Raw genomic sequence first — 17,804 nt, 5'->3', positions numbered from 1 at the left:
CGTACGCGTGTCCGTGACGGGCCCCGGCACTCGGTAACCTTGGGCCGGGGCCCACCGCATTTCCGCGCGGCCCCGTCCCCGCCTCAGGAAAGGTGTCCGACACCGTGGAATCCGTGATCGTCGCCATCGACGGCCCCGCCGGCACGGGCAAGTCGAGCACGTCCAAGGCCGTGGCCGCCGCCCTGGGGCTCAGCTATCTGGACACCGGCGCCCAGTACCGGGCGATCACCTGGTGGATGGTCAGCAAGGGGATCGACCTCTCCGACCCGGCCCGGATCGCCGCCGTCGCGGACCAGCCGGCCATCGTCTCGGGCACCGACCCCGCCGCCCCGACCATCACCGTCGACGGCGTGGACGCCTCCGGCCCGATCCGCACCCAGGAGGTCAGCTCCAAGGTCAGCGCGGTCAGCGCCGTCCCCGAGGTGCGGACCCGGATCACCGACCTCCAGCGCGAGATCGCCGCGGCGGCCGTCGCCGGCATCGTCGTCGAGGGCCGCGACATCGGCACCACCGTGCTGCCGGACGCCGATCTGAAGATCTTCCTGACCGCCTCCGCCGAGGCCCGCGCCGCGCGCCGCAGCGGAGAGCTGAAGGGCGCCGACCTGGCGGCCACCCGCGAGGCCCTGATCAAGCGCGACGCGGCGGACTCCAGCCGCAAGACCTCCCCGCTCGCCAAGGCCGACGACGCGATCGAGGTGGACACCACCGAGCTGACCCTTCAGCAGGTGATCGACCATGTGATCGCCCTGGTCCGGTCCCGGCGGGCCGAGGGCGCCACCGGCACCCGGGCGGTGCGGTGACCGATTCGGCCGTGAGGAACGCGGCAGGCGCCGCTCCCGCCGGGGGCGCGGCGCCCTCCGCACGCGGCGCGGTGATCGGCCGGCGCATCGGCATCGGCCTGATGTACGGGCTGTGGAAGCCCCGGGTGCTCGGCGACTGGCGGGTTCCGTCCGCCGGCCCCGTGATCTTCGCCGTGAACCACTCGCACATGGTGGACGGACCCATGCTGATGGGCACCGCACCCCGCCCGGTGCACTTTCTGATCAAGAAAGAGGCGTTCGTCGGCCCGCTGGACCCGTTCCTGCTGGCGATCGGACAGCTGAAGGTGGACCGCTCCGGCACCGACCGCGCGGCGGTCACCGGCGCGCTCGGCGTACTGGCGAACGGCGGAGTCCTCGGCATATTTCCCGAGGGCACCCGGGGTGAGGGAGACTTCGCCTCACTGCGCGCCGGGCTCGCCTACTTCGCGGTACGCTCCGGCGCGCCGATCGTCCCGGTGGCCGTTCTCGGCGGCGACGAACGGCCCGGCAGGCTGATCAAGGCGCTCCCCGCGCTGCGCGGCCGGGTGGACATCGTCTTCGGCGACGCCTTCCTGGCGGGGGACGGCAGCGGCCGCCGTACGCGCACGGCGCTGGACGACGCCACCGTACACATCCAGCAGCGGCTGACCGGCCATCTGGAAAACGCCAGGCGCCTGACCGGGCGCTCCGGGTAAGACTTTGAGCAGGGGGCCACCGCGAGGTGGCCCGGTTGACGATCGAGGAACGGACTTCATGAACGACCAGCACGACCACGGAGCACTCGGCGACGCCGAGTACGCGGAGTTCATGGAGCTCGCCGCGGTAGAGGGCTTCGACGTCGAGGAGGTCGAGGACGCGATCGGCGAGGCCGGTCACGGCCCGCTGCCCGTCCTCGCCGTCGTCGGCCGCCCCAATGTCGGAAAGTCGACCCTGGTGAACCGCATCATCGGCCGCCGTGAGGCCGTGGTGGAGGACAAGCCGGGCGTCACCCGGGACCGGGTCACCTATGAGGCCGAGTGGGCCGGCCGCCGTTTCAAGGTGGTGGACACCGGAGGCTGGGAGCAGGACGTCCTCGGCATCGACGCCTCCGTCGCCGCCCAGGCCGAGTATGCGATCGACGCCGCCGACGCGGTCGTCTTCGTCGTGGACGCCACGGTCGGCGCGACCGACACCGACGAGGCCGTCGTCCGGCTGCTGCGCCGGGCCGGCAAGCCCGTGGTGCTCTGCGCCAACAAGGTCGACGGCCCCAGCGGCGAGGCGGACGCCACCGCCCTGTGGTCGCTCGGCCTCGGCGAGCCCCACCCGGTCTCCTCGCTGCACGGCCGCGGCACGGGCGACATGCTCGACGCCGTCCTGGAGGCGCTGCCGGAGGCCCCGGCCCAGACCTTCGGCACGGTCCTCGGCGGCCCCCGCCGCATCGCGCTGATCGGCCGCCCGAACGTCGGCAAGTCCTCGCTGCTCAACAAGGTGGCCAACGAGGAGCGGGTGGTCGTCAACGAGATCGCCGGCACGACCCGTGACCCGGTCGACGAGCTGATCGAGCTGGGCGGCGTCACCTGGAAGTTCGTGGACACGGCCGGTATCCGCCGCAGGGTCCACCTCCAGGAGGGCGCGGACTACTACGCATCGCTGCGTACCGCCGCCGCCGTGGAGAAGGCGGAGGTCGCCGTGGTGCTGATCGACGCCAGTGAGTCGATCAGCGTCCAGGACCAGCGGATCATCACCATGGCGGTCGAGGCCGGCCGTGCGATGGTCGTCGCGTTCAACAAGTGGGACACCCTCGACGAGGAGCGCCGCTACTACCTGGAGCGCGAGATCGACACGGAGCTGGCCCAGATCTCCTGGGCCCCCCGGGTCAATGTCTCGGCCCTCACCGGCCGCCACATGGAGAAGCTGGTCCCGGCGATCACCACCGCCCTGGCGGGCTGGGAGACCCGGGTCCCCACCGGCCGGCTGAACGCCTTCCTCGGTGAGATCGTCGCCGCGCACCCGCACCCGGTCCGGGGCGGCAAGCAGCCCCGTATCCTCTTCGGCACCCAGGCGGGCACCAAGCCGCCGAGGTTCGTCCTCTTCGCCTCCGGCTTCCTGGAGCACGGCTACCGCCGCTTCGTGGAGCGCAGGCTCCGTGAGGAGTTCGGCTTCGAGGGCACCCCGATCCACATCTCGGTGCGGGTCCGGGAGAAGCGCGGCCGCAACAAGTAGGGCTTCGTACGTACGCGTACGGGTGAGGGCGCTGTCCCGGACCGGAGGATCATCCGGCCCGGGACAGCGCCCTCACCCGTACGCCGGGCGGGATCTCAGAAGCCCCGGCGGGGGGCCGGGGGCAGGGCGACCGGATGGTGGCCCACATAGGCCCGGGGGGCCGGATAGGGCTGCCAGCCCGCGCCGGGATACGGCGGATGGCCGATGGTCCCGAATCCCCGGCTGCTGGTCAGCCCCATGCCGAAGTCCTTGAATCCGAGATCTTCCTCACCGCTCCGGTCGCCGGGCAGTGCCCGGAACGCCCTGCGGTACTCGGCGCACAGTGTGTCGTAGATGGGCGTGGGGGAGGGGGCGGGGGGCACCTCGTAGGCGGGGCGCATCGCCGGGATCTGGGGCGGGTACTGATGGCGGGTCGGGTCGTATGAGTGCACGTACCTGCAACGAGGCACGCCCCCGGCCCGTCACTGCCCGGCCCGCCGCAGAAATGTCCCGGGATCAGGTGTTCCGGCGGGCGGGCCGGGCAGGGGGGAGCCGCCGGGGGCGGCGCGGTGGGGCCGGGCCCTCAGGTCCCGGCGAGCGGCATCGCGGCGGCCACCAGCCGGCCGCCCGCCGCCGCCTTCTCCAGGGCGTCCCGCAGCAGATCCTCCCGGGGCTGCTGGCCGATCGAGCCGACCGGGGCCGCGTAGACCAGCACCGTGCGGGACTTGTTGGCGGCGGTCCGCCAGCCGTCGGTGACCTGGAGCGGCTGATGGGCCTGCCACCAGGCGACCTGATTGCCGCCGCCGGTGCCGGGCTGGAGCACGGCGTGCAGCTGGCCCATGGCGAGCAGCACGGACCAGCCGGGGAGCTGGCCGGGCGGCCGGGCGACATCGTGGACGGGTCCGAAGCCCTGCTCGATGAGGAGGGTGAGGAAGTCGTCGCCGCCCTCGCCCGTGGTGCCGGGGCGGGCGATCGGCGCGGTCGGCTCCACCACCAGCGCCGGGCGCAGCTCTCCCTGGATCAGCAGCAGCCCGCTGGTGATGCCGAGGACCGCCTGCCCGGGGGCGGGGGCGGCCTCGGCGGCCAGGGGCGCGGGGGCGGGCGCGGGCGGGAAGCCGCCCGCCTGGTCGCCGGTGATGGAGCGCACCGCGCCCTGGAGTTCGGACTCGGCGACCTGGACCACCTGGGAGGGGATGCAGGTGGCGTGGGCGAAGGCGAGGACGGCGGTCTCCTCGCCGACGAACAGCACCGTGCTGGTCCGCTCCTGCTCGGTGTCGCCCGGGGTGCGGCAGGAGGTGCAGTCGTAGCTGCCCGGGGCGTTCTCGCCGGCGAGCAGCCGGTCGGCTTCCTGGTCACCGATCTCGGCGCGTACGTCCTCGCTGACGTCGAGCATGCGCGGCACGGGTGGCTCCTCGGGCTTGTTCTTGTGAGCCGGGCCGATCCCCGCTCATAAAGGGTTCAACGGGTGTCTGTGTCCGGAGTCACGCCTGGAAGGGAACGGAAACGAACCATCCGGGACGGGAGCGGCGACCTCGGGCGGAATCGGCTGGTCCGGGCCGAGGAGCGCTGGTGCGGGGGGTCTCCGCGCGGTGCGAGGCCAGTGCGGTCCGGCCCTGGAAGAGTTCATAAATCATGAAATCAGCGAACCAAAGGGGTGGCCTGATGTGGCCCTTACCGAAGGTAATCCCCGAGGAGGTGAGGCCGGGTTCGGGACCGCCCCGGGAGGATCCGCCCGCGTGCGACCAGTAGGGTCCGTTCCTGACCGCTTTTTGTTGTTCCCGGGGGAACGGACGCCACCGCGCATGCGCATCTCTTTTCTGCTCCACAACGCCTACGGCATCGGGGGCACGATCCGCACGACCTTCAATCTCGCCCAGACCCTCGCCGAACGGCACGAGGTCGAGATCGTCTCCGTCTTCCGCCACCGCGACACCCCGCTCATGGGCGCGCCCGACGGCGTCGTCCTGAGGCATCTGGTGGATCTGCGGAAGAAGAGCCCCGGATACGACGGGGACCACCCCGACTACACCAGACCGGCGAAGGTCTTCCCGCGCGGCGACGGCCGGCACAAGCAGTACAGCCGTCTCACCGACGCCCGGATCGGGGCCCATCTGGGCTCGGTCGAGGCCGATGTCGTCATCGGCACCCGCCCCGGCCTCATCGTGCACGTGGCCCGCCAGACCCGGCCCGGCCCGCTCAAGGTCGGCCAGGAGCACCTGACCCTGGACGGACACGGCTTCCGGATGCGCCGCGAGATCGGCTACCGCTACCCGCTGCTCGACGCGCTCACCACCGTCACCGAGGCCGACGCCCGCGCCTACCGGGAGCTGGGCCTGACCGGACCGCGCATCGAGGCCGTCCCCAACAGCGTGCCCGCGCCCTCGGTCGAGCCCGCCGACTCCACCGCCAAGTACGTCGTCGCGGCGGGCCGGCTCACCAGGGTCAAGCGGTACGACGTCCTCGTGGAGGCCTTCGCCCTGGTCGCCGCCGAGCGCCCGGACTGGAAGCTGCGCATCTACGGCAGCGGCGACCAGACCGGCAATGAGCGCGACACCCTGAACGCGCTGATCGCGGAGCGCGGGCTGAGCGACAACATCGCGCTGATGGGCAACGCCGACCCGCTGGAGAAGGAGTGGGTCAAGGGATCCGTCGCGGCCGTCACCTCGGTCCGGGAGTCCTTCGGGATGACCATCGTCGAGGCGATGCGCTGCGGACTGCCCGTCGTCTCCACCGACTGCCCGCACGGCCCCCGCGAGATCATCGAGGACGGGGTGGACGGCCGGCTGGTGCCGGTCGGCGACGTGAAGGCGGTCGCCGTCGCCCTCCTTGAGCTGATCAACGACGACGAGCTGCGCCGCCGCACCGGGGCGGCGGCCCTCGCCGCATCAGAACGCTTCGACCCGGCCCGGATCGCCGCCCGCCACGAGGCCCTCTTCACCGGGCTGGCCGACGCCCGGGCGGCCGGCGGCGGCCCGCGCGGCGCTCTGCGGGACCGGGTCTTCCGCGCCCGGGGAGCCGTGCTCGACGCCTTCTACTGGGCCCGCCATCTCGCCGGACGGCTGATCCGCCGGAAGGGCTGACCACCCGGAGCCGCCGCCGCCCGGCGGTCGCGGACACAGGCTGTCCGCGACCGCTGGCAGACTTCCTCCCATGCTGGAGACCTCCGCACGGCTGCTGCGCCTGCTCTCACTGCTTCAGGCCCACCGGGAATGGCCGGGGGCCGAACTGGCCCGCCGGCTCGGCGTCACCCCGCGCACGGTGCGCCGCGACGTCGACCGGCTGCGCGAGCTGGGCTATCCCGTCAACGCCAGCCCCGGCACCGGCGGCGGCTACCGGCTGGGCGCGGGCGCGGAGCTGCCCCCGCTGCTGCTCGACGACGAGGAGGCGGTGGCCGTCGCGGTCGGGCTGCGCACCGCGGCCGGCCAGGGCATCGAGGGCATCGGCGAGACCTCCGTACGCGCCCTCGCCAAGCTGGAGCAGGTGCTTCCGCACCGGCTGCGGCGGCGGGTGAGCGCGCTCACCGACTTCACCGTGCCGATGCTGCGGCCCGCCAGGGCCCAGGTCGACGCCTCCCTCCTCACCGAACTGGCCAACGCCTGCCGCGATAACGAGCGGCTCCGCTTCGACTACCGCGACCACGGGGGCACCGTCACCAGCAGAAGCGCGGAGCCGCACCGGCTGGTGTGCGCGGAGGGCCGCTGGTATCTCGTCGCCTGGGACCTGGACCGCGCCGACTGGCGCACCTACCGGGCCGACCGGATCACGCCCACCCCGCCGCACGGCCCCCGGTTCGTCCCGCGCACCCCGCCCGCCGAGGATCTGGCCCGCTATGTCTCCCGGGGCGTCTCCACCCGGGCCTACCCGACGCGGGCGGTCGTCCGCCTCCACACCTCCGCCGAGGAGGCGGCCCGGTTCGTCGGACCGTCCGACGGAGTGGTCGAACCGATCGACGCGCACAGCTGTCTGCTGACCACGGGCGCGACGAGCGTGGAGGTGATGGTGATTCATGTGATGCTCATGGGAGTGGATTTCGACGTCGTCGAGCCGCCGGAGCTGAAGGACAGCCTCAGGGTGGTCCGGGATCGCTTTTCCCGTGCGCTGGGGGAGCCCGGGACGGTCGATTCCCGTTTCCCGGCCGCTCCGGATCAATAGCCGGGTATGCGGATCCGGATCCGGGGGGCGGTGCGGTGCGCTGCGGTGCGCGGAAGCTGCCGCCCTCCTCCCGTACGCCGTGCGGCCTGCGAGGTGCCGCCGTACGAGCTGTGGGGCGGCACGAGCGCCTGTCCGAAGAACGGCCGCCGGGGGCGATGTCTCCCGTACGCCGTCGCGCGCCCCATCGGTGGCGGAACACCTGCGCCGGCCCCGGCGGAACACACAAGGGGATCCTGTAAGGAAGAGGTGAATTCTTAACGCCCCGTCGAACGATTCGTCGAACGGTCCGTCAATTCACTCCCGGATGTGCCGACTCATTAATTGGCCGGGGAATTTCTCGACTCCGGCGAGCTGCGGGGAATTTCCGTACGCCGGTCCCAGAAGTGCTCGTTCGGGTGACGCGCATTGAGCCGTACGCGTGTTGAGGAGCTGTGACAGAAGCGTGACCACTGGGGTGCCCGAGGTGGGTGAAGGGTGTACGGCCGTCCGCTTCCGTCACCGTCCGCTGCCGCCTACCGTGGGGCCATGGCATCCACACCGAACCCCGAGGACGACCCCGCCGCCTATGTCGGCCTCTCCGCCGAGACCGCCGAGCGGCTGGCCCGGCAGCGCGGCTGGAGCACCGTGCGCTCGCTGCCGCCGGGCACGATCATCACCCTGCAATATCTGGCGGGGCGGTTGAACTTCGAGGTGCGCGGCGGTGAGGTGGTCCGCGCCTGGACGGGGTGAACCGGCCCCGGGACCGCGCGAGGCGAGGGCCCCGACCGCTCTGGTCGGGGCCCTCGCCTCGTGGGTGTCGCGGAGCGCCGCCGGTCGCCCTCAGCCGCCGGACGAGGGCCGGGAGGCCGACGCGTGGTGGCCTGTCTGCGGGGCGGCCGGTGACCGCTCGGCCCGTACGGCGCGGGCGCGCGGCCGGTCCCGCTGGGCGGTCGACCGCCCGCTCTGGCCCGGCCGCTGGGCGCCCGCCGCCCCCCGCTCCTACAGCCCGCCGCCGGGGGCGGGCCCCCCCTCCGGGGGTTTGGCCGCCCCCCGGGGGGGGGGTCCTTTGTTCTCCGGGGCCCGGGGGGGGGGCGGGGGGGAAACGGGGGGGGGGCCGGGACCCCCCCGCCCCCCCCCCCCCCGTCCCGGGCCCGCGCCCGGGGGTGCGCGGGCCTCGGGATCTCGCTGGGTGCTGCTACTCCTCTTCGGATCCGTCCAGCCCCAGGCCCGGCAGGATGCCGGGGAGCAGGGGCGGGATGGTGACATCCGCCTTCGGGGACGAGGAGGACTTGCCCGACGCGGGGGTGGAGGCGTCGTTCGACGGGGAGTCGAAGAGGCCGGTGCCGTCGCCGCCGAGCAGACCGCTGTCCTCGGTCGCCGCCGACTCCGAGGGGCCCGGTTCGGCGGTCTCCGAGCTGTTCTTCCGGGCGGCGGGGGCCTGGGTCGAGGACGGGGTCGTGCGCTCCCCGGAGGAGGGCGTACGGCTGGTGTCCTGGGAGGTGGTGCCGGGGCGCTGGGAGGATCCCCGGCCCTGCTCCGGCGGGGTGGGCAGCAGTGACTGGAGCGGGCTGACCTCGTCCTCTATGGCCCTGAAGACGTCGGTGACCTCGTCGCCGACATCGGTGAGCTGGGCCGGAAGCCGGTTCCGGAGCCCGGCCCAGGCGTCGCGGTGGGCGCGGGAGAACGAGTTGAGCTTCTGGATCGGGCCGAGCGAGCCGTCGCGCTCGTACGCCGCGTGGAGCAGCCGGTGGCCCTCCTTGGCGTCGTGGCGCATGCCGTTCAGCGCGCGGCGGACCTCGCCGAGCGACTCGTGGTCCAGATCGCCGGCCCGGCCGCGCTCCATGAGGCGGCGGGCCTCGCTGAGCCGGGTGGACGCCTGGTCGAGGTAGAGCTCACCCCGGTCGGAGTCGCCGTCGGTCATGCCGAGCCGGATGTCCTCCATGCCGCGCTTCAGTCCGTACAGCGTGTCGCCGGGGAGCGCGTCGGAGCTGGCCGCGGCCACTCCGCTGAATGCTCCGGCGGCGACGCCGACGGTCAGTCCGCCGGCCGCGAGCCCCTTTGACCAGCGGGAACGCGGTCTGAGCTTGCGGAGCGGGGAGGCCCGGTGGGCACCCCGGCCGGCTTTGCGCTGCTCCGGCACCGAGGGGCCGGTGTGCTCGCCGCCCGAGGCCGTGCCCTCTTGGAGCATGGTCTCCATGGCTGCCACGAGCTGTGCTCGCTGCACCACTTTGACCTCGGGATCCATCTCCGGTTTCGGCAGCTCGCCGAGACCGGATGCCAGGGCCAACAGCCGTCCGCGCTCGGTCGGTTCGACCGAGTCATCCGGCTGCCCGGCCGCCTGGTCTTCCAAGGCCTGGGCGAAGGCGTTCGCCCGCCGGTGCGCCGATACGTTCGCGATCACTGGCGGCACCTCCTCTCGTCATGACGGTCGACTCCCCCGGGGTTCTGAAAGGTTGCACGCCTTGAACACGGCCACACGATCGAGTGAGTGGCTGTGGATCGGACGTGACCACAGGGAGCCTGCATCCCGGACAACGAGTGTCGCGGCACTTGGGTTACGCGCGAAGGATGATCGGACCAGTGCGTCATCGAGGCGTCACCGATGGTGAGTTGAGGGCGGTCAGCGGGCGTCGTCGGGGAGCAGCCGGGCGAGGGTGCGTACGGCACGGTACTGGAGGGTCTTGATCGCTCCCTCGTTCTTCCCCATCACCCTGGCGGTCTCGGCGACCGACAGGCCCTGGAGGAAGCGCAGGGTCACGCACTCCTGCTGCTGGGGGTTGAGCTTGCGCACCGCTTCGAGCAGCGCGGCGTTGGAGAGGGACTCCAGCACGGAGTCCTCGGGGCTGCGCTCGACCTCATTGGCGTCGAGCATTTCGCCGGTGGTCACTTCCAGTCGGAAACGACTGGATTTGAAGTGGTCGGCGACCAGATTGCGGGCGATGGTGACCAGCCAGGCCCCGAAGTCGCGGCCCTGCCAGGTGAAGGTGGAGATGCGGCGCAGGGCGCGCAGGAAGGTCTCGCTGGTCAGATCCTCGGCCGTCGCCTTTCCGCCGACGCGGTAGTAGATGTAGCGGTAGACCGTGTCGCTGTACTGGTCGTAGAGGCGGCCGAAGGCCTCGGCCTCGCCCGCCTGGGCGCGTTCGACCAGCTCCATCATGCGGGCGCTGTCGCTGTCGGCGCTGGGTCGGCGGGCGGTGGCCGGGGCGTGCGAGCCGCCCCGGGAGGTGCGTCTGCCGACGGCCGCGCGGCCGTCGGCCAGGGCGTAGCAGGGAGCGGCGGGACCGCTGGTGGCAAGGCGGGGCAGGGCGAGCGCGGGGACGGCGTACGCGGTGGGGACGAAGCCGCGCAAGTGGTCGAGGACCGCCGCGCGCAGCGTAGCCAGGCCCGAGGCGTCAACCCCGACGTGTGGGTACACGGGACTCCCAGAGGCAGAGCTTCCATCACGAGCAGTGCGGAACCGTTCACCCGTCGTGGCGACGGACGGGGTCCCGTATGCGTCTGAGGAGAATAACGCTTCGTACAGGCAGTGCTACACCCAGTTGCTCAAATCACCGTTTCCGTCGCTTCTGTGCCGTCTGAGAGTCGGTTCTCTTAGCGAAGTGTGAGCGTTTGGTGACCGAGTCGGATCGCAATATGACCGTTCCCGGGGTGGCGCACTCTGGGTGACGCACCGCGGGGAGCGGGTTCGGGGGCCTGCGGGCCGTCGGCGGGACGATCGGCGGCCGTCAGCGGCGGCGGCGGTGGATGGCCACGGCGGCGGCCGTGCCGCCCGCGATGGCTCCCACTCCGGCGGCGGCCGGGATGCCGACCTTGGCCGCCTTGCGGCCGGTCCGGTAGTCGCGCAGCCGCCACTCGCGCTCCCGCGCGTACTTGCGGAGCTTGGTGTCCGGGTTGATCGCGTAGGGGTGTCCGACGAGCGAGAGCATCGGGATGTCGTTGTGCGAATCGCTGTAGGCGGCGCAGCGCTCCAGTTCGAGTCCTTCCGCCGCCGCGAGGGCGCGGACGGCCTCGGCCTTCGCCGGGCCGTGCAGCGGTTCGCCGACCAGCCGGCCGGTGTAGACGCCGTCGACGGACTCGGCGACCGTGCCGAGCGCGCCGGTCAGGCCCAGCCGGCGGGCGATGATCGTCGCGGTCTCCACCGGGGCGGCCGTGACCAGCCAGACCTTCTGGCCGGCGTCGAGGTGGGCCTGGGCGAGCGCCCGGGTGCCCGGCCAGATCCGGTCGGCCATGTACTCGTCGTAGATCTCCTCGCCGATGCTCATCAGCTCGGAGACGCGGTGGCCCTTGACGATGGAGAGGGCGGACTCGCGGACGTCCCGCATGTGCTCGGGGTCCTCGACGCCGGCGAGCCGGAACCAGGTCTGCTGCCAGGCGAAGCGCGCCAGCTCATTGCGCTGGAAGAACTTCCGCTTGTAGAGACCCCGGCCGAAGTGGAAGAGCGCGGCGCCCTGCATCACGGTGTTGTCGAGGTCGAAGAAGGCGGCGGCCCGCTCGTCCCCGGCGACGGGGAAGCGGGGCTCGTCGGCCTGTTCGTCGGTCTGCTGCGGAGCGGTGGCTTCCGCCAGCTCTCGCGATGAGGTGCGCGCCGCCTCGGCCGCCGCCTCGCCTGCGAGGACGCTCCGTGCGGTGGCGGAGCGCCTACGGGGGGTGAGCCATCCGAATGCGGCCATGCGGCGAGCATAGCCAGTCTGTTCGGAACTTCCCGACCCGCCGGGGCGCCGGGGTGTGGAGTCAGTGCGTCCGGGGTATCGGACGGGGCTTCGGGCGGGGCTCCGGAAGCGGCGCGGCGACGGTACGGAGGCGGCGCGGCGGATGGCTGGTTCTTCACGGTGCCCGGGCGTCGGGCGGGGTCGGGCGCGGGCGGAGAATGGGGGGATGAGTCCTCTGTTGCGGCGTGCGAAGAAGAAGGCCGGCGAGCGTGTGGTGACGCTGATCGGGAAGCCGGGGTGCCATCTGTGCGACGACGCCCGGGCCGTGGTCGAGGAGGTGTGCGGCCGGACCGGGGCCGTCTGGGAGGAGAAGGACATCACCCAGGACGAGGCGCTGCACCGGGAGTACTGGGAGCAGATCCCGGTGGTGCTGGTCGACGGCGAGCAGCACACGTTCTGGCGGGTGGACCCGGAGCGGCTGCGGCGCGCGCTGGAGGGGTGAGCGAGGGGTGCCGGGGGCGGGCGCGGGGCGCGTGTGAGAGGGGGCGGCGGGCGGCTTCCGTTGCGATCGGAACGGTTGCCCGGCCGTTCTTCCCCCGTCATGGCTCTATCGGGACTCCGGGGTGACAGGGCACAGTGGAGCGGTCTCGGGGGGTGATCAGGTGAGGAGCGTGCGCTGCTTTGCCCCCATCACGTCTACAACGGCCCGAGCTGGTTCGCGGTTCCGCCTTTGCGCTGCCCTATCGCGTGACCCCGATCACTTTGCTCGGACAAAACGGACACCATCTTTGTGCACGCGTTCACAAAGACATAGCCTGCATTCGACGGGGCGGTCTTGGAACACACGGCCGCCTAGAGCCTCGCTCATCCCGCAGGAGCACCGTGGCAACTGGCCGAAATCACCGACCGGCGACCCGTAGCCGAGGAATCCCCGAGGCCACCGTCGCCCGGCTCCCGCTGTACCTGCGGGCGCTGACCGCGCTCTCCGAGCGCTCCGTGCCCACCGTCTCCTCCGAGGAGCTGGCGGCGGCGGCCGGAGTGAACTCCGCGAAGCTGCGCAAGGACTTCTCGTACCTGGGTTCCTACGGGACCCGCGGTGTCGGCTACGACGTCGAGTACCTCGTCTATCAGATCTCCCGCGAACTGGGGCTGACCCAGGACTGGCCCGTGGTGATCGTCGGTATCGGAAACCTCGGCGCGGCCCTCGCCAACTACGGCGGATTCGCCTCCCGGGGGTTCCGGGTCGCGGCGCTCATCGACGCCGATCCGGCGATGGCCGGGAAGCCGGTGGCCGGGATCGCCGTCCAGCACACCGATGAGCTGGAGAGCATCATCAGCGACAACGGGGTGTCGATCGGTGTCATCGCCACGCCCGCCGGGGCCGCGCAGCAGGTGTGCGAGCGTCTTGTCGCGGCCGGTGTGACCTCCATCCTGAACTTCGCCCCCACCGTGCTGTCCGTGCCGGACGGCGTCGATGTGCGCAAGGTCGACCTCTCGATCGAACTCCAGATCCTCGCCTTCCACGAGCAGCGGAAGGCCGGCGAGGAGGCCGAGGCCGCCGCGAGCCGGAAAGGGCCTGACGGGGACATGCCCGCCGTGATGCCGGCATGAGTCTTCTGGTCGTCGGACTGAGTCACCGCAGCGCACCGGTGAGCGTGCTGGAGCGCGCCTCGCTCTCCGCTGACGCGCAGGCCAAGCTGCTGACGGACACGCTGGCCGCCGAGCCCGCCGCCGAGGCGACGGTGCTGGCCACCTGCAACCGCATCGAGCTGTACGCGGACGTGGAGAAGTTCCACGCGGGCGTCGCCGAGCTGTCGACCCTGCTCGCGCAGCACAGCGGGGTGGGTCTTGAGGAGCTGACCCCCTATCTGTACGTCCACTACGAGGACCGGGCCGTCCACCATCTCTTCTCGGTGGCCTGCGGTCTGGACTCGATGGTCGTCGGCGAGGGCCAGATCCTCGGTCAGATAAAGGACGCCCTCGCGACCGGGCAGGGCCTGCACACCGCGGGCCGCCTGATCAACGATCTCTTCCAGCAGTCCCTGCGGGTCGGCAAGCGGGCCCACAGCGAGACCGGGATCGACCGGGCCGGGCAGTCGCTCGTCACCTTCGGTCTGGAGCAGCTCGCCGACGGCCCCGACGTCGCCGGATGGGCGGCCGACAAGCGGGTGCTCGTGATCGGCGCGGGGTCGATGTCCTCCCTCGCCGCGACGACGCTGGCCAGGCTCGGCGTACGCGAGCTGGTGATCGCCAACCGCACGCTGGAGCGCGCCGAGCGGCTGGCCGCCGCGCTCTCCGGGCCGGGCGGGGTCTCGGTCCGGGCCGTGCCGATGGCGGCCGTGGCCGACGAGCTGACACGTGCCGACGCCGTGGTGTCCTGCACCGGGGCCACCGGTCTCGTGCTGACCGCCGACGCGGTCGCCGCGGCTCTCGCCGAGGGCGCGGACGCGGGCGGCGGCGGGTCCGACCCCGACCGGCTGCGCGCCCCCGACGGCAGTCTGGTGGCCCGGCTCGCCGCCGCCGCGGCGCGCGACGGCCGGGTGCCGGACCGTTCCGCCGGGGTCCTGGCGGGCGGCGAGAGCCCCGGCGTCACGACTCAGGACGCCGGGACCGAGCAGTCCGAGCAGGCCGAGTCCAGGGGCGGCTGCCCGGTGGGTCTCGACGAGCAGCACTCCGCCGAGGCGCTCGCCCAGCACGGTCTGTGGACGGAGAACGCCCCGCGCCGGGTCCGCACCGGAGCCGCCGCCGTGGCGGGCGCCGGCGACGGACCCGTGCGGATGGCTCTGCTCGATCTCGCCATGCCGCGTGACATCGACCATGCCGTGCACCGGATCCCCGGCGTCCGGCTGGTCGACATCGAGTCGCTCGCCGAGGCCTCCGCCGACGCGCCGATGGCCGCCGACGTGGACCAGGTGCGCCGGATCGTCTCCGACGAGGTCGCGGCCTTCGGGGCCGCCCAGCGGGCGGCGCACATCACTCCGACCGTGGTCGCCCTGCGCGCCATGGCCGCCGATGTCGTCGCCGGTGAGATCGCCCGGCTGGAGGGGCGGCTTCCCGCCCTCGACGAGAAGCAGCGCGCGGAGATCGGCCAGACCGTTCGCCGGGTGGTCGACAAGCTTCTTCACGCGCCCACCGTGCGGGTGAAGCAGCTCGCGAGCGAGCCCGGCGGCGCGGGGTACGCGGACGCGCTGCGCACACTGTTCGACCTTGCCCCGGAGACGGTCGCCTCCGTCAGCCGGGCCGACCTGAATGACGCAGACGTCAAGAACCGAGGGCGAGTATGACCGAGAGGGCACTGAGGCTCGGGACCAGGCGCAGCAAGCTCGCCCTGGCCCAGTCCGGGCAGGTGGCCCGGGCGGTGAGCCGGCTGACCGGCCGCTCCGTCGAGCTGGTCGAGATCACCACGTACGGGGACACCTCCCGTGAGCAGCTCGCGCAGATCGGCGGCACCGGAGTGTTCGTCGCCGCGCTGCGGGAGGCGCTGCTCCGCGATGAGGTGGACTTCGCCGTTCACTCGCTGAAGGACCTTCCCACCACGCAGCCCGATGAGCTGGTCCTCGCCGCGGTCCCGCCGCGCGAGGACCCCAGGGACGTACTGGTGGCCCGGGACGGCCTCACCTTCGGGCAGCTTCCCGAGGGCGCGCGGGTCGGCACCGGCTCGCCGCGCCGGATGGCGCAGCTGAACGCGTACGCCCGCGCGCACCACACGCGGATAGAAACCGTGCCGATCCGTGGCAATATCGACACTCGGATCGGATACGTCCGAAAGGGAGAGCTGGACGCGGTGGTACTCGCCGCGGCCGGTCTCAACCGGATCGGGCGTGCTGACGAGGTGACCGACTTCCTGTCGGTCGACTCCGTCCTGCCCGCCCCCGGCCAGGGGGCACTGGCGATCGAGTGCGCTGCGGATAACGCAGTCCTCGCCGCTCTGCTCGGTGAGCTCGACGACCCGCGAACCCGGGTCGCCGTGACCGCCGAGCGATCCCTGCTCGCCGCCCTGGAGGCCGGCTGCAGCGCACCTGTGGGTGCGCTCGCCGACCTGTTGGGCGAGGAGGAGGCTGTCACTGAGATGCGCCTGCGCGGCGTCGTCGGCACCACCGACGGCTCGACGCTGGTGCAGCTGTCCACCACCGGTCCCGTACCCACGTCGCACGGCGACGCCATCGCGCTCGGTCGCGAACTCGCGTCCGAGATGCTCGCCAAGGGTGCGGCCGGTCTTATGGGGGAGCGAGCACATTGAGCCCCACCACCAACCCGTCCTCGGCGTTCTCGGCACACGGGCACGTCACTTTCCTCGGCGCCGGTCCCGGCGATCCCGGACTGCTGACACTGCGCGCTGTCGAGGCACTCGCGGGAGCCGACGTACTCATCGCCGAGCCGGATGTGCTCGAAGTGGTACGCGGCCATGCGCGGGCGAGCGTCAGCACGCCTGAGCCGACAGTTGCTGACGATGCGTCAACAGCCGCCGGAATCCCCGTACTCAGGGATGCGGTCAATCTTGTCATGGAGGCCGCGCGGGGCGGCAAGCGGGTCGTCCGTGCGGTGACCGGTGATCCGGGCCTGGACGCGGACGCCGGGCAGGAGATGCTCGCGTGCGCCGCGGAGGGGATTCCCTTCGAGGTCGTGCCGGGTGTCGCCACCGCCGTCGGCGTGCCCGCGTACGCCGGTGTCCCGCTGCGGGACGCGCAGGGGACGGACGTCCGGTTCGTGGACGCCCGGACCGCGAGCGAGCGGTGCTGGACCGAGGTCGGCGCGAGCGACGGCACGGTCGTCGTCTCGACCACGCTGGATGCGGTCGCGGCGGCGGCGAGCGAGCTGGTGGCCGCGGGCCGCAAGCCCGACACCCCGCTGACCGTCACCGTCGGGGGCACCACGACCCGGCAGCGGACCTGGACCGCGACCCTCGGCTCCATCGCCCAGACCCTGAAGCAGGCGAAGGTGCTGCCGTCCCCGGACGGGCATCGGCCGGTGATAGCCGTGGTCGGGGAGCGCAGTTCCGCCGCGCAGCGCGACCAGCTCGCCTGGTTCGAGTCGAAGCCGCTGTTCGGCTGGCGGGTGCTGGTGCCGCGGACCAAGGAGCAGTCCGCTTCGCTCTCCGACCAGCTTCGGTCCTACGGCGCAGTCCCGCACGAGGTCCCGACGATCGCCGTCGAGCCGCCGCGCACTCCGCAGCAGATGGAGCGGGCGGTCAAGGGCCTGGTCACCGGGCGGTACGAGTGGATCGCCTTCACCTCGGTCAACGCGGTGAAGGCGGTGCGGGAGAAGTTCGAGGAGTACGGGCTCGACGCGCGCGCCTTCGCCGGGATCAAGGTCGCGGCGGTCGGCGAGCAGACCGCGCGGGCGCTGATCGACTTCGGTGTGAAGCCCGATCTGGTGCCGAGCGGCGAGCAGTCCGCGGCCGGCCTCCTGGAGGACTGGCCGCCGTACGACCCGGTCTTCGACCCGATCGACCGGGTGTTCCTGCCGCGCGCGGACATCGCCACGGAGACGCTGGTCGCCGGGTTGATCGAGCTGGGCTGGGAGGTGGACGACGTCACCGCGTACCGGACGGTACGGGCGTCGCCGCCGCCGGCCGAGACGCGTGAGGCGATCAAGGGCGGCGGGTTCGACGCGGTGCTCTTCACCTCGTCGTCCACCGTGCGGAATCTGGTGGGCATCGCCGGGAAGCCGCACAATGTGACCGTGATCGCCTGTATCGGTCCGGCCACCGCCAAGACGGCGGAGGAGCACGGGCTGCGGGTGGACGTGCTGTCGCCCGAGCCCTCGGTGCACCGGCTGGCCGAGGCGCTGGCGGAGTTCGGCGCGGCGCGCCGGGCGACCGCCGTGGAGGCGGGCGACCATGTGCTGCGGCCTTCCGAGCGCCGCCCCGGCGGAAGACGCCGGCGCACCACCTGACCGGCACGGCATCTGACCGGCGCACGCCTGGCGCACGCCTGTGAGTACGAGGGCGGGGCGGGGGATTTTCTCCCCGGCCCCGCCCTTCGCCGTGCCCGGGGCCGTGCCCGGGGCCGTGCCCGGGGCCGTGCCCGGGAAAGCGATTGCC

Annotated in this window: 16 protein-coding genes; 11 read left to right on the top strand and 5 right to left on the bottom strand. The window is 72.4% G+C overall.

The features are described from left to right. Nucleotides 1-92: 92 nt before the first annotated feature. The 3 genes from cmk (at nt 93) to der (ending at nt 3,002) form a co-directional block, all read left to right on the top strand. Nucleotides 93-800 carry a (d)CMP kinase gene (gene cmk, locus IE247_RS26980; protein ID WP_190125901.1) on the top strand — a complete coding sequence of 236 codons (708 nt, stop codon included), beginning with the start codon at nt 93-95 and terminating at the stop codon, nt 798-800. Nucleotides 801-901: 101 nt separating this feature from the next. Next, nucleotides 902-1,495, top strand: coding sequence for a lysophospholipid acyltransferase family protein (locus IE247_RS26975; RefSeq protein WP_190125925.1), 594 nt, complete (start codon nt 902-904; stop codon nt 1,493-1,495). Between the two features lie 58 nt (nt 1,496-1,553). Next, nucleotides 1,554-3,002, top strand: a complete 1,449-nt coding sequence (der, locus tag IE247_RS26970) for a ribosome biogenesis GTPase Der (RefSeq protein WP_190125900.1) — start codon at nt 1,554-1,556, stop codon at nt 3,000-3,002. A gap of 95 nt (nt 3,003-3,097) precedes the next feature. Here the strand turns inward: der and IE247_RS26965 are convergent, their stop codons facing one another. Together IE247_RS26965 and IE247_RS26960 are read right to left on the bottom strand one after the other, a co-directional pair. Further along, the gene (locus tag IE247_RS26965) at nt 3,098-3,433 is read right to left on the bottom strand and encodes a hypothetical protein (protein WP_190125899.1); all 336 of its coding nucleotides are present in this window, start codon (nt 3,431-3,433) and stop codon (nt 3,098-3,100) included. Nucleotides 3,434-3,564: 131 nt separating this feature from the next. After that, a complete protein-coding gene (locus IE247_RS26960; RefSeq protein ID WP_190125898.1) occupies nt 3,565-4,383 on the bottom strand; it encodes a DUF8842 C-terminal domain-containing protein in 819 nt (272 codons plus the stop codon). Between the two features lie 400 nt (nt 4,384-4,783). Between IE247_RS26960 and IE247_RS26955 the strand changes: the two genes are divergently transcribed. The 3 genes from IE247_RS26955 to IE247_RS26945 all read left to right on the top strand — a co-directional run bounded on the left by IE247_RS26955 (nt 4,784) and on the right by IE247_RS26945 (nt 7,862). Next, nucleotides 4,784-6,061: a glycosyltransferase family 4 protein gene (locus IE247_RS26955; protein ID WP_190125897.1), complete on the top strand. Its 1,278-nt coding sequence runs from the start codon at nt 4,784-4,786 to the stop codon at nt 6,059-6,061. 70 nt (nt 6,062-6,131) lie between these two features. Then, nucleotides 6,132-7,133 carry a helix-turn-helix transcriptional regulator gene (locus tag IE247_RS26950; RefSeq protein WP_190125896.1) on the top strand — a complete coding sequence of 334 codons (1,002 nt, stop codon included), beginning with the start codon at nt 6,132-6,134 and terminating at the stop codon, nt 7,131-7,133. Nucleotides 7,134-7,658: 525 nt separating this feature from the next. Next, on the top strand, nt 7,659-7,862 hold the full coding sequence (locus IE247_RS26945; protein ID WP_190125895.1) for an I78 family peptidase inhibitor: 204 nt from the start codon (nt 7,659-7,661) through the stop codon (nt 7,860-7,862). A gap of 445 nt (nt 7,863-8,307) precedes the next feature. On the opposite strand, the gene IE247_RS26940 is transcribed toward IE247_RS26945, so the two are convergent. The 3 genes from IE247_RS26940 to IE247_RS26930 form a co-directional block, all read right to left on the bottom strand. After that, on the bottom strand, nt 8,308-9,513 hold the full coding sequence (locus tag IE247_RS26940) for a DUF5667 domain-containing protein (RefSeq protein WP_190125894.1): 1,206 nt from the start codon (nt 9,511-9,513) through the stop codon (nt 8,308-8,310). A gap of 219 nt (nt 9,514-9,732) precedes the next feature. Then, on the bottom strand, nt 9,733-10,527 hold the full coding sequence (locus IE247_RS26935) for an ECF subfamily RNA polymerase sigma factor, BldN family (RefSeq protein ID WP_190125893.1): 795 nt from the start codon (nt 10,525-10,527) through the stop codon (nt 9,733-9,735). A gap of 310 nt (nt 10,528-10,837) precedes the next feature. After that, nucleotides 10,838-11,782, bottom strand: coding sequence for an HAD family hydrolase (locus IE247_RS26930; RefSeq protein WP_190125892.1), 945 nt, complete (start codon nt 11,780-11,782; stop codon nt 10,838-10,840). Nucleotides 11,783-11,987: 205 nt separating this feature from the next. Between IE247_RS26930 and IE247_RS26925 the strand changes: the two genes are divergently transcribed. The 5 genes from IE247_RS26925 (at nt 11,988) to IE247_RS26905 (ending at nt 17,656) form a co-directional block, all read left to right on the top strand. Continuing rightward, nucleotides 11,988-12,263, top strand: coding sequence for a glutaredoxin family protein (locus IE247_RS26925; protein WP_190125891.1), 276 nt, complete (start codon nt 11,988-11,990; stop codon nt 12,261-12,263). Nucleotides 12,264-12,643: 380 nt separating this feature from the next. Then, the gene (locus tag IE247_RS26920) at nt 12,644-13,372 is read left to right on the top strand and encodes a redox-sensing transcriptional repressor Rex (RefSeq protein WP_190125890.1); all 729 of its coding nucleotides are present in this window, start codon (nt 12,644-12,646) and stop codon (nt 13,370-13,372) included. Next, nucleotides 13,369-15,045 carry a glutamyl-tRNA reductase gene (locus IE247_RS26915; protein ID WP_190125889.1) on the top strand — a complete coding sequence of 559 codons (1,677 nt, stop codon included), beginning with the start codon at nt 13,369-13,371 and terminating at the stop codon, nt 15,043-15,045. Before IE247_RS26920 ends, IE247_RS26915 begins: the two co-directional genes overlap by 4 nt. Then, complete coding sequence (gene hemC / locus IE247_RS26910; RefSeq protein WP_190125888.1) at nt 15,042-16,001, top strand: hydroxymethylbilane synthase; 960 nt, start codon at nt 15,042-15,044, stop codon at nt 15,999-16,001. The genes IE247_RS26915 and hemC overlap by 4 nt, the downstream gene beginning before the upstream one ends. Next, nucleotides 15,998-17,656, top strand: a complete 1,659-nt coding sequence (locus IE247_RS26905; RefSeq protein ID WP_190125887.1) for a bifunctional uroporphyrinogen-III C-methyltransferase/uroporphyrinogen-III synthase — start codon at nt 15,998-16,000, stop codon at nt 17,654-17,656. The genes hemC and IE247_RS26905 overlap by 4 nt, the downstream gene beginning before the upstream one ends. Nucleotides 17,657-17,804 lie beyond the last annotated feature (148 nt).

Origin of the sequence: Streptomyces inusitatus (genome assembly GCF_014651115.1) — a bacterium.
In the GTDB taxonomy this organism is placed as follows: domain Bacteria; phylum Actinomycetota; class Actinomycetes; order Streptomycetales; family Streptomycetaceae; genus Streptomyces; species Streptomyces amakusaensis.
Note: the sequence above shows the minus strand (reverse complement) of the source record. Positions and strands in the feature narration are given on the sequence as shown.

What these genes read in the sequence shown, in the direction of transcription:
- IE247_RS26975 (WP_190125925.1), top strand. Translation starts at nt 902, where the DNA reads ATGTACGGGCTGTGGAAGCCCCGGGTGCTCGGCGACTGGCGGGTTCCG.
- der (WP_190125900.1), top strand. Translation starts at nt 1,554, where the DNA reads ATGAACGACCAGCACGACCACGGAGCACTCGGCGACGCCGAGTACGCG.
- IE247_RS26955 (WP_190125897.1), top strand. Translation starts at nt 4,784, where the DNA reads ATGCGCATCTCTTTTCTGCTCCACAACGCCTACGGCATCGGGGGCACG.
- IE247_RS26950 (WP_190125896.1), top strand. Translation starts at nt 6,132, where the DNA reads ATGCTGGAGACCTCCGCACGGCTGCTGCGCCTGCTCTCACTGCTTCAG.
- IE247_RS26945 (WP_190125895.1), top strand. Translation starts at nt 7,659, where the DNA reads ATGGCATCCACACCGAACCCCGAGGACGACCCCGCCGCCTATGTCGGC.
- IE247_RS26930 (WP_190125892.1), bottom strand. Translation starts at nt 11,782, where the DNA reads ATGGCCGCATTCGGATGGCTCACCCCCCGTAGGCGCTCCGCCACCGCA.
- IE247_RS26925 (WP_190125891.1), top strand. Translation starts at nt 11,988, where the DNA reads ATGAGTCCTCTGTTGCGGCGTGCGAAGAAGAAGGCCGGCGAGCGTGTG.
- IE247_RS26915 (WP_190125889.1), top strand. Translation starts at nt 13,369, where the DNA reads ATGAGTCTTCTGGTCGTCGGACTGAGTCACCGCAGCGCACCGGTGAGC.
- hemC (WP_190125888.1), top strand. Translation starts at nt 15,042, where the DNA reads ATGACCGAGAGGGCACTGAGGCTCGGGACCAGGCGCAGCAAGCTCGCC.